Annotated in this window: 15 protein-coding genes; 14 read left to right on the top strand and 1 reads right to left on the bottom strand. The window is 45.9% G+C overall.

Going from position 1 to position 19204, the window contains the following annotated elements:
* The first annotated feature begins 901 nt into the window (after positions 1 to 901).
* From AC55NX_RS00075 to AC55NX_RS00050, 6 genes are all read left to right on the top strand, one after another.
* Positions 902 to 1930, top strand: coding sequence for an AMP-binding protein (locus AC55NX_RS00075; protein WP_496993916.1), 1029 nt, complete (start codon positions 902 to 904; stop codon positions 1928 to 1930).
* Positions 1927 to 3000, top strand: coding sequence for an efflux RND transporter periplasmic adaptor subunit (locus AC55NX_RS00070; protein ID WP_496993915.1), 1074 nt, complete (start codon positions 1927 to 1929; stop codon positions 2998 to 3000). Before AC55NX_RS00075 ends, AC55NX_RS00070 begins: the two co-directional genes overlap by 4 nt.
* Positions 2997 to 6038: an efflux RND transporter permease subunit gene (locus tag AC55NX_RS00065; protein ID WP_496993914.1), complete on the top strand. Its 3042-nt coding sequence runs from the start codon at positions 2997 to 2999 to the stop codon at positions 6036 to 6038. The genes AC55NX_RS00070 and AC55NX_RS00065 overlap by 4 nt, the downstream gene beginning before the upstream one ends.
* Positions 6035 to 6166 (top strand): hypothetical protein, encoded by a 132-nt coding sequence (locus AC55NX_RS00060; RefSeq protein WP_496993913.1) that lies wholly within the window; start codon positions 6035 to 6037, stop codon positions 6164 to 6166. The genes AC55NX_RS00065 and AC55NX_RS00060 overlap by 4 nt, the downstream gene beginning before the upstream one ends.
* 344 nt (positions 6167 to 6510) lie before the next feature.
* Complete coding sequence (rlmF, locus tag AC55NX_RS00055) at positions 6511 to 7560, top strand: 23S rRNA (adenine(1618)-N(6))-methyltransferase RlmF (RefSeq protein WP_496994239.1); 1050 nt, start codon at positions 6511 to 6513, stop codon at positions 7558 to 7560.
* A gap of 306 nt (positions 7561 to 7866) precedes the next feature.
* A complete protein-coding gene (locus tag AC55NX_RS00050; protein ID WP_496993912.1) occupies positions 7867 to 9546 on the top strand; it encodes a carboxylesterase family protein in 1680 nt (559 codons plus the stop codon).
* Positions 9547 to 9849: 303 nt separating this feature from the next.
* On the opposite strand, the gene AC55NX_RS00045 is transcribed toward AC55NX_RS00050, so the two are convergent.
* The gene (locus AC55NX_RS00045; protein WP_496993911.1) at positions 9850 to 10008 is read right to left on the bottom strand and encodes a hypothetical protein; all 159 of its coding nucleotides are present in this window, start codon (positions 10006 to 10008) and stop codon (positions 9850 to 9852) included.
* Positions 10009 to 10059: 51 nt separating this feature from the next.
* Between AC55NX_RS00045 and AC55NX_RS00040 the strand changes: the two genes are divergently transcribed.
* From AC55NX_RS00040 to AC55NX_RS00005, 8 genes are all read left to right on the top strand, one after another.
* Positions 10060 to 10545, top strand: a complete 486-nt coding sequence (locus tag AC55NX_RS00040) for a DUF2946 domain-containing protein (protein ID WP_496993910.1) — start codon at positions 10060 to 10062, stop codon at positions 10543 to 10545.
* 92 nt (positions 10546 to 10637) lie between these two features.
* Positions 10638 to 12032: a PepSY-associated TM helix domain-containing protein gene (locus AC55NX_RS00035; RefSeq protein ID WP_496993909.1), complete on the top strand. Its 1395-nt coding sequence runs from the start codon at positions 10638 to 10640 to the stop codon at positions 12030 to 12032.
* A 147-nt stretch (positions 12033 to 12179) separates the two neighbouring features.
* A complete protein-coding gene (locus AC55NX_RS00030; protein WP_496993908.1) occupies positions 12180 to 13568 on the top strand; it encodes a sensor domain-containing diguanylate cyclase in 1389 nt (462 codons plus the stop codon).
* 297 nt (positions 13569 to 13865) lie between these two features.
* Positions 13866 to 15095, top strand: a complete 1230-nt coding sequence (gene rbsK, locus AC55NX_RS00025) for a ribokinase (RefSeq protein ID WP_496993907.1) — start codon at positions 13866 to 13868, stop codon at positions 15093 to 15095.
* 48 nt (positions 15096 to 15143) lie between these two features.
* A complete protein-coding gene (locus tag AC55NX_RS00020) occupies positions 15144 to 16073 on the top strand; it encodes a dihydrodipicolinate synthase family protein (RefSeq protein ID WP_496993906.1) in 930 nt (309 codons plus the stop codon).
* A 70-nt stretch (positions 16074 to 16143) separates the two neighbouring features.
* Positions 16144 to 17097, top strand: coding sequence for a tripartite tricarboxylate transporter substrate binding protein (locus AC55NX_RS00015; protein ID WP_496993905.1), 954 nt, complete (start codon positions 16144 to 16146; stop codon positions 17095 to 17097).
* Between the two features lie 108 nt (positions 17098 to 17205).
* Complete coding sequence (locus AC55NX_RS00010; protein ID WP_496993904.1) at positions 17206 to 17643, top strand: tripartite tricarboxylate transporter TctB family protein; 438 nt, start codon at positions 17206 to 17208, stop codon at positions 17641 to 17643.
* Positions 17644 to 17651: 8 nt separating this feature from the next.
* On the top strand, positions 17652 to 19148 hold the full coding sequence (locus tag AC55NX_RS00005) for a tripartite tricarboxylate transporter permease (RefSeq protein ID WP_496993903.1): 1497 nt from the start codon (positions 17652 to 17654) through the stop codon (positions 19146 to 19148).
* Positions 19149 to 19204: the final 56 nt, after the last annotated feature.

The following is a 19204-nucleotide window of genomic DNA, read 5'->3' as shown; positions in this document are numbered from 1 at the left end:
CAGTCAATGATTTTATATGACACATGATATAATTATGAGAACTGAATATCAGTATATCCACATTATATTTATAATAAAGTTAATAATAATTGTTTTTTCTATATTACCAGATGCTTTCATTTCTATTAATAACATTTAAGTAAATAAAAGTTTATGATAATTAAACATATTTTTTATGGTTTTTACGCTCGTTAACAGTTTCTTTGTTTGTTATTGATTTTAACAATTAATAAATATTTAATAACATAGTTGTTGACATTTTTTTTCTTATTTGTAGAATCACCCAAAATTGAATAAATATAAAAATATTATTTACTGATTAAAGTTGGTTCATGCTATCTGTCTATAATCGATCCTGTGTCGATTGGTTTTCTATCTCCAATGACTTTAACGGTATATTTTGGAAACATTCTTCTGATTTATTTTAATTTTTATCATAAATGAGAATTTTGATGTGTTTTATTCAAGTTGATTGTGTTTTATCCAAATTGATTGTATCTGAGTGTACCAACTCAGTTTTCAATGCTTTTCTATTGATATGTGTTTTTGAACAGAGACATGTTAAGTAATAACAACCATTGTGATTTTAATTATGGTTGGGGTGTATAAACTCAACCAGAGCCCAGTAAAAATTGAAATTGAATAGGAAAAATGATTATGGAACAGAGCGTCATTGAAAATATTAAGTCAGTTCTAAAAAATCACTTCAATATTGATTCTGCCGATAGTTTATCTGAATTAACGTCTTTGAGAGATGATCTTGGGTTAGATTCAATGACGACATTAACATTCTTATTCCGGACCTTTCAGTATTGCCATCATTTTATTAACGCCGGAAATCCTGAATCATGTTCGGGCTAACCGACAGCTGCTGCCTGTTTCTGCTTTGTAGGGAGCTGGTTTGAGTCACCTCCATTTTGATCGGGTTCCCGTACAAAAAGACGCAATTCTCGGCTTACATAAACGTCCTTTGGAGTGTGGAATGCACGCCGTCATTAAGACATTTTTCCATGTCATCCCTGCTCAGCAATATCTTGCCAAGAATTTTATTTTATTGATGCTGACTGTCGGTATTATAATTGGTTTTGTATCTCTGACAATGTCGTGCCTTTTTGGGCTCGGATTCAATCGGTGGGCTAGTTTCTTGGGTATTTCAGGAACCCTACTTAATATTGCTGTAACCTACTGTGCCGCCAATTTGTGGGAGCAGGGGCTCTACAGTTTAGTTTGGGGAGCGGTGACAGGTAGTGTCTATTTATTCTTATCAAGCCTTTTATTACTCCTAAGTAAGAATATTCGATTCTCTTCATTATACGCATTACTTGATACCTATGCTTCACGTGGTTTATTTGATCTGGGGTGCGTTCGGCTCGCTTCAAATACTGGCATGGCATTACGTTGGCAACATATTGAAATGCTAAAGCGTCTGTTTCCGGCAGCTGAATATTTCTCAATGTATGGCTTAACCGAATGTAAACGGTGTACTTACTTGCCACCGGCAGATTTGGAACGTAAACCTGACAGTGTGGGGATTGCGATCCCGAATATGCAGATCATGGTGATTGATGAACATGGGCAGCCCTGCCCTGAAGGTGTTGTCGGCCAGTTAATTATTCGTGAGCGAAAAGTAATCTTTAGCGAGATAGAAAAAGCATTATATCTGCATGATGGCATTCTTGAAGCGGCTGTCGTTGTTCGGACATCGGAAGGTGAAGCTGAATCCGATATCATCGCTTTTTATGCAACGCAGGATGGTCAGCCGATTAATGAGTTTGAATTAAAACGGTTTTGTGGTGGCATTCTTGAGCATTACCAAATTCCGCAAGTGTTCCTCCATATGAGAAATCTGCCGAAAAACGCCAATGGTAAATTTGATAAGCGCCAACTTCGTGAACGCTATCAGGAAAAACTTCAGGGAAATGCAGTATGAAGATGTGGCGTGTCCTATTTATTTTCGGTGTTATTCTTTCAGTTATGTTTGCCGGTATCAGTCTGAGTTTGACGACTGCTCGAAGCGACATGGTTGATGAAGAGACGACACAGCCTTCGATGATGTATAAAGGGCCGCCTCCGGCACTGGTTGATGTTACTCGGGCTCGGCTCACATCGTGGAACAGTGAAAAACAAGTTTTGGCCACGGTAAAATCAGCACACTATCTCAATGTGTTGGCTGAAGTGTCCGGAACGATTACACAAGTTGCTCCCGCCGGTTCGAAAGTAGTGAGCGGCGAGGTTTTATTCCATCTGGATTCGAGAGCAGAACTTGCTGAATTAAAAGAGAAAGAAGCCAATCTGAAATTAACGCAGCTCAATGCGGCAAGAGCCGACTCTCTTGCATCGACCCATTCGGTTTCGAAAGCGGATCAGCAATCAGCACATGTTGATTTTGCCAAAGCGGTCAGTGATCTTGAAGGTCTTCGTAATATCTTACGTAAAATGATGGTCAATGCGCCATTTTCAGGGCTTGTCAGCCTACATGATTTGGAAGTCGGGCAATCTGTATTCTCGGGGCAGAAACTGTTTTCTTTCTACGACCCAGCCCACTTGTATGTGGAATTCAGTGTTCCGGAACAGGATGTACGTTTTCTTCATCAGGGGATGGTCGTACAGGTCAGCGATAATCTGAGTGGCTATGTGGGGAAAGCAACCATTTCTTTAATTGGAACCGAAGTCGATACGGAAAGCAGAACACTGACGTTAAGAGCTGTGCTTGACAACGGCAACTTTCGCTATGGAGCCAGTGTTCGTGTCACTTATCCGTCAAGTGAGTCGAAAATGAGCCTTGTGATTCCTCGCATGGCGATTAATTACAGTGCTTATGGTCAGTCCGTATTTGTGGTTAAGAATAACCATGTAGAGTTACGTTCGGTGATTACGGGCGATAGCTATGATGGTCTCGTCCAAATAAAACAAGGGCTGAAAGAGAAAGATGTTGTGGTGACGACGGGGCAGATCCGCCTTTATCCGAATGCACCGGTTCGAATTGGAGAATCTCAGTGAGAATTACGGATATTTGTTTACGTCGCCCGATTATTGCGATTGCGCTGAGTTCGCTTTTATTCATTTTTGGTCTGTTTGCCTTAGGACAATTACCCGTGGGGTTATACCCGAAGGTTGATGTGAGTGATATTCGTATCACTGCCTACTACCCCGGAGCGTCGGCTGAATTAATGGACGGACGGGTAACTTCGGAAATTCTCTCTTCGATTTCGGGAATTGACGAAGTCAATTATGTGACCAGCACATCCGAAGCAGGAAGAAGTGAAGTCATTGTTCATTTGAATATTGGTAGTGAGCCACAAAAAGCATTGACCAATATCTTAGAGCGGGTCAATGCCATCTCTCGTTTTCCTGCTGATATGGACCCACCGCAAGTTTTACGTAAAGAGCCGGATAGAGCACCGGATCTGGCATTCACATTTACCAGTGAGACGATGAAACCCGCTCAGGTTTCAGATTACCTTGAACGGGTGCTAAAACCGAGGCTTGAATCTCTGAAAGGCGTTGGTCGCGTTGAAATTCTGGGGAGCCAATATGCAATGCGGGTGCAATTGGATCCTGAACGGATGGAACGCTATGGTGTGACGGCTATGGACATTAGCCAAAGTCTGAAAGCGGAGAATTCCCAGTTAAATGCAGGTGTGTTGCACCATGAACAACAGCGTTTTCAACTGATTCCGAATACTGGTTTATCGACAGTTCGTGATTTTGAAAATTTGCCGATTTCGGTCAAAGAGGGAGCGCCTTCGGTTCGGTTGAGTGATATTGCCAAGATTGAACTGTCTGGGAATCAGCCTCAAATCAAGTCTGTCTACAATGGCAAACCAGCAACGACCGTTTTCATATACTGGCAGTCGAAAAGCAATCCATTACGCGTAGGTGATGCCGTACGACAGGCGGTCACGGCACTTTCTCACAGTTTTCCATATGACTTGAAAGCAAATCTGCTTATTGATAGTAGCCAATACATTGCTGATGCCGTGTATGAAGTATTTCTGACTATTTTGCTGACTTGTGTTGCTGTGACGCTGGCGATTTTCTTTGGCTCGGGCACATTGCGAGCGGTGACAATTCCGGTGATTGCTATTCCTTTATCGTTGATCAGTGTGTGTCTGCTGATCTATTTGCTGGGATTTTCGATTAATTTGCTGACGCTGCTTGCTATGGTATTGGCGACGGGGTTGGTTGTCGATGATGCGATTGTTGTACTGGATATAACACTTCAGCGAATACGGCTTGGCGAATCGCCTTATCAAGCAACTTTGAAGGGAGTCCGGGAGATCGCATGGTCTCTGATTACGATGACGCTGACATTAGCGATTACTTATATTCCACTGGCTTTTATCGGTGGCATCGTTGGTAAGTTATTTTCTGAATTTGCGGTGACTTTGGCCGGGGCGGTCATTATTTCAGGGATTTTCGCCTTGAGCCTGACTCCGGTTATGTGTTCACGAATGTTATCGCAAGATCATCAACATGCACCGATGGTGATTCGTGTTGAGTCATTTTTCTTGAAAGTGAGAAAACGCTATGAGCGTTTACTGGCTTCGATTTTGAAATTCGGCAGTGTACCGTTGTGGCTATGGTTTTTTTCATTGATCGGCGTGGTGAGTTTATTCTGGAGCCTACCTCATGAACTGGCACCGAAGGAAGACCAGGGCAATCTGATGGTGATCGCCCAGGGAACAAGTGCCATGGATGCCCATTATATTGAAGCGCAGACTCCGAAGCTGGAAAGCATCTACCGCTCAATTCCCGAGATTGACAATTTCAATTATGTCGTTGGTGTGCCGAAAGATAATCAGTTGCTATCGTTTGCCCGATTGAAAGACAGGCAAGACAGACAACGCTCGGCATTAGAGATTCAACCAGAACTGCAACACAAGCTAACAACCATTCCGGCTTTACAATCCGTTGCTATTTTACCGTCGTCGATTCCGGGCAGCGGTGGGTTACCGTTCCAGTTTGTTCTGAAAGATGAAGAAAAAGATTACGCCAAATTGGATGCACTCAGTAACGCAATGCTCAGACGCTTGCGTCAAAGCGGCATGTTTCTTTTTGTGACGAAAGATCTGAGGTATGACGCACCACAAATTCGAATGCACCTTGATCGGGACCAATTGCTCAAAGCAGGGATCTCTGCATCGGATGTCGGCTATACCCTGAATCTGGCTTATGCCAATGCCAAACTACAGCCATTTACCTATCAGGGACGTACTTATGATGTGATGGTTTCTCTCAAAGGTGCTGATGACTCGGATATCCGGACACTGATGGATCTGCGGGTGAGGAGTAAAGACGGTACATTGGTTCGATTGGGGAGTTTACTGACTGATGAACTCCGTGTCGTTCCTGAAACGCTGAATACATTCCAGAAGCAGGCGTCTGTAACCTTGCAAGGTGTTCTGATGCCGGGTGTCGGTCTTTCCGATGCGGCTCAGTTCTCCCGACATTTACTCGCTGACTTTAAAGCACGGGGGGTTACATCCGATGTGTCTGGCGAAACTCGGCAAAGTGAGGAAGAAGGACAGAAACTACTCTTTACATTCGGGATTGCCATTCTGGGGATTTATTGTTTATTGGCACTACAGCTGACGAGTCATTGGGATCCGTTGATTGTTCTGCTTGGTAGTGTGCCTTTCTCTGTATTGGGCTCATTAGCGGCTTTGAAATTTTTTGGCCTGCCTTTGGATTTATTTACGCAAATAGGAATGCTGACGTTGGTCGGATTGATCAGTAAGCAAGGGATTCTGGTTGTGCAGGCTGCTAACTCATTACATGAACGGGGACTTTCTAATATTTATCTGGTGATTCTCCGTGCATCTGCTTCTCGGCTGAGGGCGATTATTCTGACGACCCTGACAATGGTGCTGGGGGCTTTGCCGTTGTTACTTGCAACCGGTTCGGCTGAACAGTCTCGTTACGAATTGGGGATTGTCATTGTCACAGGGATGGTTGTTGGATCAGTGATGACATTATTCATCCTTCCTTCCCTTTATATCTTTGTATATAAGAAACGGATCAATTCACATATATGAGTTTAACGATAGATCGTATCGGCGTTTATTTGCCGGAACAATATCAGGCGCTCCAACACTTAGCGCTCCAATCACCGCTAAATAGTGAAGAGGTGAGAGTTTATCAGCGGTTGCTGCCCGAAGATTAATCAATAATCGGAAAATGAATTACATCGTATTCATGCTATCGCACAAACTATTCGCAGAAACCATTCGCAGAAACAATGGGCGCGAGGGTTATTTTGGGTCAACAGACGCAAAGTCATCTGTCGTTTTCTATGGGCGGATACAGCACAAGAAGTGACTGTCAGTAATTTGCTGTTGATTGGAATCAAAACATACACTTAATACGTTTCGGTTCCATGACTTGTCCCTCCGGTTATTTCATTGCCGGGGGTGACCATTACCCATGATATATGGCGATAGTTCAATTCTGGAAACACGGGCGAAAAAAGGGGACAATAACGCGTTTTTCCCAACCAATATGAGTCACATGAGCCCAAACAGCAAGCCGACAAAGAAAGCCAAATCCCCGATGCCAACGAAACCATCATCTGATGTTCGCGTCAAGAAAGTGGGTGCTTCCAAAGGGCTACACCCGCGGAATAAGCATCAGGGGCGCTATAATTTTGTCGAACTGGTCAAAGCATTACCTGAACTGAAAAAGCATGTCACGCGCAATCCAAAGGGTGAACAGACGATCAATTTTGCTGATCCGCTGGCGGTGAAACAGCTGAATAAAGCGTTGTTGAGCCAGTATTATCAAGTGGCCGACTGGGATATTCCGCCGGGATACCTTTGTCCGCCGATTCCCGGCCGGGCGGATTATATTCACCGGGCCGCAGACTTGTTGAGCTATGAGCCGAATCTCGTATTGGCTCAGGTCAAGGCGCTCGATATCGGTGTCGGTGCGAACTGTATCTACCCGATTATCGGTGTCTGCGACTATGGCTGGCAGTATACTGCCAGCGATATCGACCCCGTCTCCATCAAGAATGCCAAGCGTATCGCTGCAAGTAATCCTGTACTTCAGGGCAAGGTTGAATGTCGGTTACAGCCAGACAGCCGCTGTCTGTTCAAAGGGATTATCCAGCCGGGTGAGCGTTATCACATCACCACCTGTAATCCGCCATTTCATCAGTCACTGCAAGCTGCGGTACAAGGCACTCAGCGGAAGTTGAATAACCTGAATGCCAACCGGATGAAGCGCGGCCATGCTGCCAGTAAACATCACTCCTCTCAGCCGACGCTCAATTTCGGCGGGCAAAAAGCCGAGCTCTGGTGTCCGGGAGGAGAAGCTGCTTTTATTAAAAATATGGCGCTGGAAAGCCGCGAATTTGCCGGGCAGGTTCTCTGGTTTACCACCTTGATTTCAAAAAAAGAGAATGTGCGCTGGATGCAGAAACAACTGCAAAAGGTCGGTGTGCAGGAGATCCAAATCGTTGAAATGAGCCAAGGACAGAAGAACAGTCGTTTCATTGCCTGGACATTTATGACTGCAGCACAACGGCAACAGTGGCTGAAAGGGTCTGTTTGTGTGTAAAAGATAAACTTCGATTTCTATTCTGACAAAATGATTCATATAGATGATGAATTTGTCATTATTCATTGATTTAAAAACATTTTTATAGATGTTTAACACTTTGTGCAAAATTATGAGCGGATAAATAGACGACATCTGCTATTTATATTATTGTCGTTGAGTCTGATGGATTGTCACTTCAGAGTTCCTTCCTGAAGGCAGAACCGGCGTAGCTTCCTGATTGAGGCCGGCCGGTTTTTTTGATTTGAACATCATAACTGCTTGCAATCAATCGACTGTGATCACCACTGGATGAGAATGAATACTATGAATCAATCTATTGGTAAATTAACAACGTTTTTACTCTCTCTCTCATTGGCATTGGGCGGGACTTCTGCCTTCGCTTACACACAACAAGTGACGTTAAAGCAGGGCGTTATCACCGGTGTCACGGACTCAGATTCCGGCACCAACCGTTGGCTGGGAGTCCCTTATGCTCAGGCCCCGGTTGGCGAGCTGCGTTGGCAACTGCCTCAGCCGCCAAAGGCGAGCGATGAACCTTTTCAGGCCGATCAGCAAGGCAATCTTTGTCCTCAGGTCTCATCCGGAGAGGTGATTGGCAATGAAGACTGTCTCAACCTGAATATCTATCGTCCGAACTCGCAAAAAATACTGCCGGTTGTGCTCTATATTCATGGTGGCAACAATCAGGGCGGCCGGGCTGATGAGTTTGATCCGAGCCAGTTGGCAGTTGATATCAATGCTGTCATTGTGACATTGAATTACCGTCTGGGAGCGCTTGGTTTCAATCCCATGAACGTGCTGAAATCCGATGATGCGATTCAGGCTTCCGGTAACTTTACCTTACTTGATCAGGCACGGGCACTGGACTGGATACGCAATCATATCAGTCAGTTTGGCGGGCAGGCTGACAATATCACGGTTTCCGGATTTTCAGCCGGCGGACGTGATGTGATGGCGATGCTGATTTCGCCGTTGTTTGCCGGCAAATTCGAACATGCGATTGTGTTTAGCGGTGGGATGACGACAGCTCCGGTTGAAGCAAGTCAGAAAGTTTTTCGTCGTGCGTTTGCCCGGTTGGTGGTCGAGGATGGGGTTCAGCCGGATCAGCAGTCAGCAGAAACGTGGTTAGCGCAACCGACACCGGCAGTCAAAAAGTATCTGCTGGAGCTTCCTGCGGATCGGATTGCCCGTTTGATGCAAAACGCGGGGATTCGGATGAGTGTCTTCCCGCATCTCTATCGTGATGGCACGGTATTACCGCAAGAGGGATTTGCAACGCATCGTTATAATGAAGTCCCGACCATGATGCTGACGGGACATGATGAGTTCTCTTTCTTTGCTTTGGGTGATCCTTACTTCAGCCAGAAAGAAGATTGGGCTTCGGATCCGAAAATGGTCAATGAATATGGATTTGTCTATCGGTATGGCGGCATGTTGTATCGGTCATTTAATGTTGCTGAGTCTGCACAAAAAATGGCGGCACATTTCCGGGCACCGATTTATGCGGGAGAATTTGAGTATGGTTCGGATCCGACGGTTGTCGGATCCCAGATGAAACATCTGGGTGCATTTCACGGGGTTTTTCTGCCGCTGTTGGATGATCACTTTCGTAAGCCATATTTAGGAAAGGCGTTTGATTCTCCGGGCGCGAAAGCCTTAGGCGTGTTATTTAAGCGTCATCTGGAGGCATTTATCCGAACCGGTCATACGAGTTTTTCTGACACGATGCGATGGAACCCGTGGAATCTGAAGCGTGAAGATAAAGGGCAGACCGTTTATATGATGGATGCCAACCACAATGCAGCTATTGCCTATCGTAGTGAACCGACCTTCACGGTAAAAGATGTGATAGCCATGATTGAAGATGACCATACGATTAGTCAAGAAAGTAAAGTCTATTTGCTGCAGCACGTGCTTAATGGTCGCTGGTTCAGTCGGGAACTTGATGACCACTTTAGCAGTCCCACTTTGTGGGCGCAGTAATTTTTGCATGGGTTGGATTGATTTTTGACTCAGTAAAAATTGCCTGAAACTTGACGTCGGACTTCAGAAGAGCTATTAAGCATGATGTTTTAATGCATATGAGTTAAAATATTGTCCGCAACCGCTGCTGATCGATTGTCGTTCTTTGAACGTTCCCCCCAATGATGGCAGCGTGTTGCGGACAAACCTTTAATTTAGAATACAGACTCTAACATTGTGGCCTCTGTTTCATATTTATTCAAATTTATGTTTTTGTTCAAGTCATCTCTTAATTCAAATTTGTCTTTGTCAAACTCGGCTTAATCAAACCAATGCCGGGTTCGAATGGTAAGCTGACCAAGGACAGCACACCGGTACTTCCACCAATCCCCCGACAACGGTTGCAAGGGTGGCACAGGAGTACAAACCGAACAGTGAGGACGCGACTGCTACCCGTTCAAAAAAGTTTGAGGTGTCGATCATACAAGGGTGTTAAGATACCGAACTGTGATTCATTCTCATTTATGAAACGTCGTGATTTTATTGGGTTGCTCTTATACTGATAGTCATTCAGGACTGACGCTCAAGTGGCAACGGTCAGTGGCTTGGTTTGGATTATTTGCCATGTTGATGATCTACATGGCACCGTTAGTCTCCCAAACGATGGTGATTGCTCAGCCCGTTGTTATTCGATCCATTGTTATTGATAAAACAATGGCGATGCCCGAGTCAGTACATCGTTATCATGGACAGATGGCTGAACATTCCGCGATGCACCCGACGAAGGTGGCCCATCAGGATGTTCATGCATTACACCATGCATGGTGTGGCTACTGTTCTCTATTGTTGCATATGAGTGGTCTCACGCACACATCACTGCAATTAGCGTCTCACCGTTCTGTATTGATGTGGCTTCGGGTGACGGTTCAACCTTTCCTATTACGCTCCGAATGGTGTAAAAACCAACTTCCCCGTGCCCCGCCAACCGCGTTGTTCTCATTGGTCAATCAAAACAGTTGATGCCCTGAACCTGAATGGTTTAGGGAGATTTAATGATATCTAAGAAATCACCGGAGTTTTGGCGGTGCTGAATCCCGGCAAAGAGAACTAAAATGAACGTTCAGTCTTCAAAATCACCGGCAACTCAGTTGCTGGCTTTTATTACGCGACTTCACTTTTATGTGGGGATTTTCGTCGGTCCTTTTATTTTTATTGCTGCTTTGACGGGGACGTTCTATGTATTGACGCCCCAAATTGAGCAGCGGTTATATCATCATGAGCTCACGACTCCAAATCGGGGTGAATTTCATACGCTGGCAGAACAGATCCGCGCTGCGCGGGAAAGTTTGCCCCAAGATTTACAACTGAAAGCTGTTCGTCCCTCGACCGGGGAGGGGTATACCACACGTGTGATGTTTATTGATCCAGCTTTGCATGGCTATGAGTCACAAACCGTGTTTGTTGACCCGGTGACACTAGCGGTCCGTGGCCAGCTGGCCAGTTATGGCACCAGTGGTATTTTGCCATTGCGCATCAAACTGGATTATTTACACCAGAATATGATGTTGGGGCAGTGGGGAAGAGTCTACAGTGAACTGGCGGCATCATGGTTGTGGATTGCAGCGTCAGGCGGTTTGATTTTATGGTGGACGACCCGGCATAGGCAAAAGCAGCGTGAGAACAAGCGTAATATTTATGTCAGACACCGTCGTCGTCATATTCAGGCGGGATTAGTGATTGCTTTAGGATTGTTTTTTATCTCGGCAACCGGCTTGACATGGTCAAAGTGGGCCGGCAGTCATATTGCACAGTGGCGTCAGACGATTGGATGGGTAACCCCTTCGGTCTCCAGAGATTTACCCGGACACGAAAGCGCGATGTCCGGCGGGCATCACGACCATGCTGAGCATCATGCCAAACCACAAGATACCACAGATGTGAATCATACGCTTGATGCGCAATTCGATGGTGTCCTGCTGGCGGCAAGGCAGGCCGGTATTGATGCGGCGAAGCTGGAAATTGTACCGGCGAGAACACCGACTAAAGCATGGCTGGTGCGTGAAATTGACCACGCCTGGCCGACACAGGTGGATAGTGTCGCCGTCGATGCGCAGCGGATGATTGTTACCAGTCGGGCTGATTTTGCTCATTTTCCGTTGATTGCAAAACTGATCCGCTGGGGGATTGATGTCCATATGGGCGTTTTGTTTGGTTTACCGAATCAACTGCTGCTGGCTGCGTTTGGTCTGACGTTATGTATGATGGTGGTTTGGGGATATCGCATGTGGTGGAAACGACGTCCTGCTGCCGGTGCTCCTGTCCAGACGTTGTTGCAAACTTGGCTGGCGATGTCGGTGTTATACCGTACTCTCACGGTTATCATTGCAGTTTTGCTGGGGTTGGCGATGCCAGTGATGGGCATGAGCTTGCTGTTTTTTGTGGTGATTGATGCATTACGCTGGTGGCATGCCGGGCGAGCCATGGAAACGAGTTCGGCATCATCTTGATAATTGACCGGAGTCAGGCCTCATTCTCTGAGCTTTGCGGAGGATGAGGTGGCGCTTGTCATGGTGGTCATAGACATTTTTCTTATATCAACAATACTTGTTGAGAGGATGTTATTTTTCAGTCCCCCGATGAGGTGATGCGCAGACATGGCTAACGAAATATTATCAGGATTAGATACCCAGACGCTTGCACATGTTTTCGAGCATATCGATATGGCCGTGGTGGTTGCAACTCTCGAACGGAAAGTTGTTTGTATGAATGCTGCCGCCAGAGCATTGTTCCGGTACTCAAATGAAGAGATTTATAATCAGAGCACGGTACTGCTCTATGCGGATAAAGATGACTTTACCCGGCTGGGGCAGGAACGTTTCAACACCCATGCCAGCGATACCAATGAGCCTTATGTTGTCCGTTATGTTGATGCTGCCGGTGAGTCTTTTCAGGGGCAGACGTCCGGGGGGCTGATCAAAAATGCCCAAGGCAAACCAATCTTTTTTGTGGCAATCATTCAGGATGATTCTGCGCGACTTGCTGCTGAAGAAACGCTCAACCGATTGCATACGATCACCTCATCCAGACAGTTAACCTTTCAAGAGCGAATTCAGGCGATCTTAGAGTTGGGCACGGCCCATTTTGGCTTACCCATCGGTATTTTCAGTAAAATATCCGGTGAACAATATGTGATTCAGCAAGTGGTTCATCCGGACGAAGTTTTAGAGCCGGGGATGACATTTGATCTGGGCATCACGTATTGCAGTCTTGTTTATCAGGCTGATGATGTACAGGGCTTCTCGCATGTGTCAGAGAGCCAGCTCGTCACCCATCCTTGTTTTGAAAACTTCGGCCTTGAAGCTTACTTTGGTGCCCCGGTTTTTGTCGATGGGGAGCGCTACGGCACCCTGAACTTTTCCAGTATCTGCCCGACAAGGAATTTTATTCGTCAAGATATCGAGATTTTACGCTTGCTGGCCGAGTGGGTCGGGCATGAAGTTGCCCGGGAGCATGATTTCAAAGTGTTAGAAATAGCGCATGACCAGATGGAAGTGCTCGCAAATACCGATTCTCTGACCGGGCTTGCCAGTCGGAGTTGTATTGAAAGTGCGTTACAGGATCAAGTTACATTCGCACTGAAATATGGCAAAAATCTGACGGTTGCGATCATGGATTTTGATCACTTCAAATCGATTAACGATCGGTTTGGTCATCATGTGGGAGATGAAGTTCTGGCGTGTTTCGGTGAGCTGGTCTCTGTGATGGGGCGTAAAGGTGATTTTTATGGTCGCTGGGGGGGAGAAGAGTTTATGGTGCTTTTCCCTGATACCAATATGGCAGGGGTTCTCATTGCTTTAAACCGGTTGATGGATGGCCTGAGACGAAGTGACCTGTCAGAAAAATATAGTGGCTTAAAACTCACTTTGAGTATCGGAGTGACGGAAATGGCATCGCATGATAATCCGGAAACCATTGTACAACGAGCTGATCGACTCCTTTATCGAGCCAAAGCGCTTGGTCGTGATCAAATTCAGCATGATTAAAGGCCGAATGAACGATGTATCGGGCAATTCAGCCATATCGACGGTTTAGGTTCATCGGTCATATCTTTCATCTTTCCGTATTTCTATATTGCTGATTTCCTGTTTGGCGATTGAATCAGTACGTTTTTTCGTAATTTTCCCTCTATTCTTTAAATGCCTATATTGATAATGATCACATTTAAACAATTGGGGACGCGATATTTTTGTTTATTTTTGTTTACTTGTTTTTTGTTTGAATCCTATCCCACCATTTATTTCCGATGTTTCTAGAATAATTTTAAATACGAGGGGCAGTGTATGTACAAAGAACTACGCCAAGAAAGGATTATTCAACTGTTGCGCCAACAAGGGCAGGCGACAGTGGAATTTTTGTCCTTACATCTTGGGGTAACGAAAGAAACGATTCGGACGGATTTATCTAAGCTTCAGCAGGATGGGTTACTGATTAGGCATCATGGCGGCGCATCGTTGAAAAAACATCTGCTGCAAAACGAGCTGCAACAAGATAAAAGTTTGGATATTAGCCATTTGATGCGTACCCATCACCGCAATCGTGCAGTGAATCCTCAGCGAGATTTATCAGCAGATATGGTCGGTAAAGTCTGCGTTTTTGGGGCATTTAACGTCGATATCGTTGCCCGGGTTGACCGCTTTCCTAAAAACGGAGAAACGCTGGTTGCTAAAAATACGACATTCGGGCCGGGTGGCAAAGGCGCAAATCAGGCCATTGCGGCACATGCGGCAGGCGCCAGGGTTCATTTTGCGACCAAGGTTGGCAAAGATCAGTTCAGTCAGTTTGCCAAGAATCATTTTGATGCCTGTGGGATGGAGTCTTTTTCAATTTATGAGACCGATCAGGCTGCGACGGGAAGTGCGGTGATTTATGTTAATGATGCCGGTGAAAACTTCATTGCGATTTGCCCGGGAGCAAATCTGCTGGTCACTGATGAAGAAGTCGCGGAACTGATTCCGTATCTGACCGAATCAAAAGTGCTGTTAGTTCAGTTAGAAAATAATTTTGACGCCATTGACGGGGTGATGAAGCTGGCAAAAGGGTTGAATGTTACGGTGATTCTCAATCCTGCTCCTTATCTACCCCAAGTTGATCGGTTTTTTGCGAATACGGACATTATTACGCCAAATGAGACGGAAGCTTCGCAAATATCCGGGGTGGAAATTACCGATGTTGAATCCGCGAAACAGGCGGCCCAAATTATTCATGAGCGGGGCGTACAGAACATTATTATTACGATGGGTAAGCAAGGTGTGGTGCTTTTTGATGGCCAACAGTGCTCCCATATCCCGTCTTACAGTGCCGTTGTCGTCGATACGACCGGGGCCGGTGATGCATTTAACGGTGCATTGGCTGCCGCAATGGCGAAGGGAAAGAGCCTGACTCAGGCAGCATATTATGCGACTGCTTTTGCCTCCCTGTCCGTAGAGAGAGAAGGCGCTGCAAATATGCCGAATAATGCGTTAGTTGAAGCCCGTATGCTTCAACAGCAAGTAGCAGTTGTCGCAATTTAGCGAACCGACTTAATGTTTTTAGGACAGAATGTTTTTAGGACATAGAAGATGAAAAAGATTGAAGGCATTGTACCGGTAATGTTGACACCATTTACCGACCAAAATGAAATTGATTACCAAGGGTTAGAAAAGTTAATTGACTGGTACATTGCCAATGGTGCCGATGCGCTTTTTGCCGTCTGTCAGTCAAGTGAAATGCTGTTTTTGTCTCTTGAAGAACGTGTGGCGTTATCTCAGTTTGTGGTGGATTACACCAACGGACGTGTTCCGGTGATTTCTTCCGGCCATATTTCACCTGAAATTGATGATCAAATCACTGAGCTGACAGCGATGGCTGCAACGGGTATCGATGCTTTGGTTTTGGTGACCAATCGTCTCGATCCGGACAATCAAGGGACTCAGGCCTTCCTGAATCATCTGAATACTTTGATGGATGCCATTCCTGCGGACATGCCATTGGGATTATACGAATGTCCCGCGCCTTATCGACGGTTACTCACCGATGAAGAAATTCAATTCTGTGCGGATTCCGGCCGCTTTGTGGTGCTCAAAGATGTGAGCTGTGATCTGGAAACGGTAAAACGTCGGGTGCAGTTAACCAAATCGTCACCGCTGGCAATTATTAATGCCAACGCCGCGATTGCTTATGAAGCGATGCAGCATGGTTCGAAAGGTTTCAGTGGTGTCTTTACCAATTTCCATCCGGATCTGTATCACTGGCTTTATCACCATGCAGCTCAAGCCCCTGAATTCGCGCAGCAGCTATCGTGGTTCCTTTCATTGAGTGCCGTGACAGAAACGCTGGGTTATCCGAAAAATGCCAAAGTCTTCCATCAGCGCCTCGGCACATTCAGCTCAGTACACAGCCGAGTGACGGATGATGACGTGTTAGAGAAATATTGGGGCTTAGGTGTCATCCTTGATCAAATCGCGGCATCAGCACAAGCATATCGGACAACGATGAAAACATTCGATTAAGTCGTCTGACAGAACGACTTTTACCTGAACCTTTACGTGGACCAATAAATAATATTACAGGAGCGCCAACATGAAACATCCCCTACAACTCAGTCTGATTACTGCTGCTCTATTGGCTTCAACCAGTGCCATGGCAGCGTGGCCGGATAAACCCATTAAAATTATCGTTCCATGGGGTGCCGGTGGTAACACCGATACGGTTGCCCGTTTGGTTGCGGAAGGATTGCAAGAGCAATTAGGTGTCAATGTCAACGTTGTGAACCGCACTGGTGGTGCCGGTGTTGTCGGACATGATGCAATGGCAAAGGCGAAGCCTGACGGCTACACCCTAGGTGTGGCAACCGTTGAAATCGCCATGATGCACCATCAGGGAATGACCGACCTGAACTATCAGAACTATACACCGATCACGCGACTGGCTGTGAACTTGGGGGGGATTCAGGTGGCAACCAACTCCCAGTTTAAAGATGTGAATCAATTGACGGATTACATCAAGCAACATCCGGGCAAATTGAAAGCATCCGGGAGCGGGCTGAATTCAGGTTGGCATTTGAATCTGATTGGGATGCTCGATGCTATGGGCGTTCCGACCGACTCCGTGACCTATGTGCCTTCCGAAGGTTCAAGTTCTGCTTTGATGGAACTGGTATCCGGCGGGATTGACTTTACGACCTCTTCTCCGGGAGAAGCGAAAAGTATGGTTGAAGCCGGCATGGTCAAAAACTTAGCCACCATGGCTGAAACGAATACCGGATTGTACAAAGATATCCCGGTCTTCCAGCAGGCCACACCGTATAAATACAGTTTTTCGACGTGGAATGCTTTAGTGGCTCCGGCCGGTATTCCTCACGATGTTCAGGAAAAGCTCATTGCCACGATGAAAACCGTATTTAAAGAAGGGAAACTCCAGAACTTTGCGACCAAGCAAGGGTTTGAAGTGTACCCATTGTACGGTAACGATTTGGGGAACTTTATGAAATCAGAAGATGAGAAATACGGAAAACTCATCAATAAGCTGAAGTAACCCAATCAGTTGAAATAACCTAGGGGCGGAGGCTTCGGTTTCCGCCCGGAAATTTAGCCTGTTGTGATGTGTAATCAATATAGGCTCTCAGAAAAACGTAGGTATCTTATGCGTTCATTACCTCTTTCCCAATTTATTCTTGGGATTTTTTCACTGCTTATACTCATTACCAGTATCCAGCAATATGGTGGTATCGGCTCTTATGGCGCGGGATATATGCCAACCATTCTCAGTGCTTTTTTATTGCTGTTTACCGTACTGGATGCCGTAATTCATCTTCGCCAGCGACCAGAACCATTGCGGTTGACTGCTTTAGAAATCCGCGCGTTGCTGCTGGTTATCGTATCGCTTGGGTTATTTACCTTTTTAATTTCTTATCTGGGTTTTCTGATTTGTGCGACAGGGTTGTTGTTTGGCCTGATGAGTTTACGTAACCCTCAGAAAATATTAATGAATATAGTCTTTTCTGTGTTGTCGGCAGGAATTATTTATTATGTTTTCGGGCATATCCTGATGGTCGCATTGCCTGAAGGTTTCTGGTCATAGGAGTGAATATGTCTGTTTTAGTCGAAGCATTTCAGTATATCGATATGAGCGCGATTCTCGCGGTGATTGCTGCCGGGTTGTTCGGTCTTATCGTTGGATCAATTCCGGGGCTGACCGCGACTATGGCTGTGGCGCTGATGGTGCCATTTACTTTTTTCATGGATCCGATCCCGGCACTGGCACTGATGATTTCTATCGGGGCCTCATCAATCTATGCAGGCGATATTCCGGGAGCATTGCTGAGAATTCCCGGGACGCCGGCCTCAGCCGCTTATGTCGCGGATTCAAATGAACTGGTGAAGCAGGGTAAATTAAATCGAGTGCTCGGTATTGGCCTGACCAGTTCGGTTATCGGTGGTGTCATCGGTGCATTTATCCTGATGTTCGCAGCACCGGCCTTAGCCCGGTTCGCATTAAAATTTAGCTCTTATGAATATACGTGGCTCTCACTGTTGGGGCTGACTTGTGCAACATTAGTGGTGGGTAATCAACCCGTCAAAGGCATGATGACGTTATGCCTTGGTTTGCTTCTCGCCTGTGTCGGTTACGATCAGATTACCGGTGTGCCACGCTTTACGTTCGGGCAGGTGAGTATGTTGCAGGGCATCAGTTTCATCCCTGCGATGATCGGTCTGTTTGCCATTTCCGGCGCGATTGAATATTACGCCGGTCGGATTACCAGTAAGAAACAAGATGTGATCCCGACTCAGTCGAGTTTTAATCTGTTTAAGGGCATACCGAAAACGATGTGGCGTTATAAGTTGAATATCGGTCGTAGCAGTATCTTGGGAACGCTGATCGGCGCGTTGCCGGGGGCTGGTGCCGATATTGCTGCATGGATCGCTTATGCACTGTCACAAAAGTTTTCCAAAAACCCAGAGAAGTACGGTAAAGGATCTGAAGAAGCAATCATTGATGCCTCATCGAGTAATAATGCGAGCTTAGCCGGTAGCTGGATTCCATCTTTGGTCTTTGGGATTCCGGGCGATTCCGCAGCCGCGATTATTATCGGTGTCTTGTATATGAAGGATATGAACCCCGGGCCAACCTTGTTCTTATTCCATCCTGAGAAACTTTATGCGGTATTTATACTGTTCTTCATTGCGAACTTGATGCTGCTCCCATTAGCGACCATTGTGGTTAACTTTATCAAGCGGGTGATATTTATTGATAAAGCGATTCTATATCCGATTATTATTATTTTTAGCACCGTTGGTTCTTTTGCCATTAATAACTCGCTCTCTTCAATTGTGGTGATGTTGGGTATGGGCGTCGTCGGCTATTTACTACAACGGGCACAGTATCCGATCTCTCCGATTATCTTGGGAATGATTCTGGGGCCGATGCTAGAGAAAAATCTACTTTCATCACTGATTAAATCGGATGGGAATCCAATGGCCTTCGTTGAACGTCCGGTTTCAATGGTGCTCGCAACTTGCTTTGCTGTCGTTGTGTTAGTTCAAATCCGCTCGGTTCTGAAATCGTTTAAACCACGCGAGGGGTAATAAAAACGTCACGTCGATTCAGGCCCGGACAGATGGCAATAAAAAAGGATGGTAAC

The sequence above is a fragment of the Vibrio rubrogenes genome, from assembly GCF_059641415.1.
Note: the sequence above shows the minus strand (reverse complement) of the source record. Positions and strands in the feature narration are given on the sequence as shown.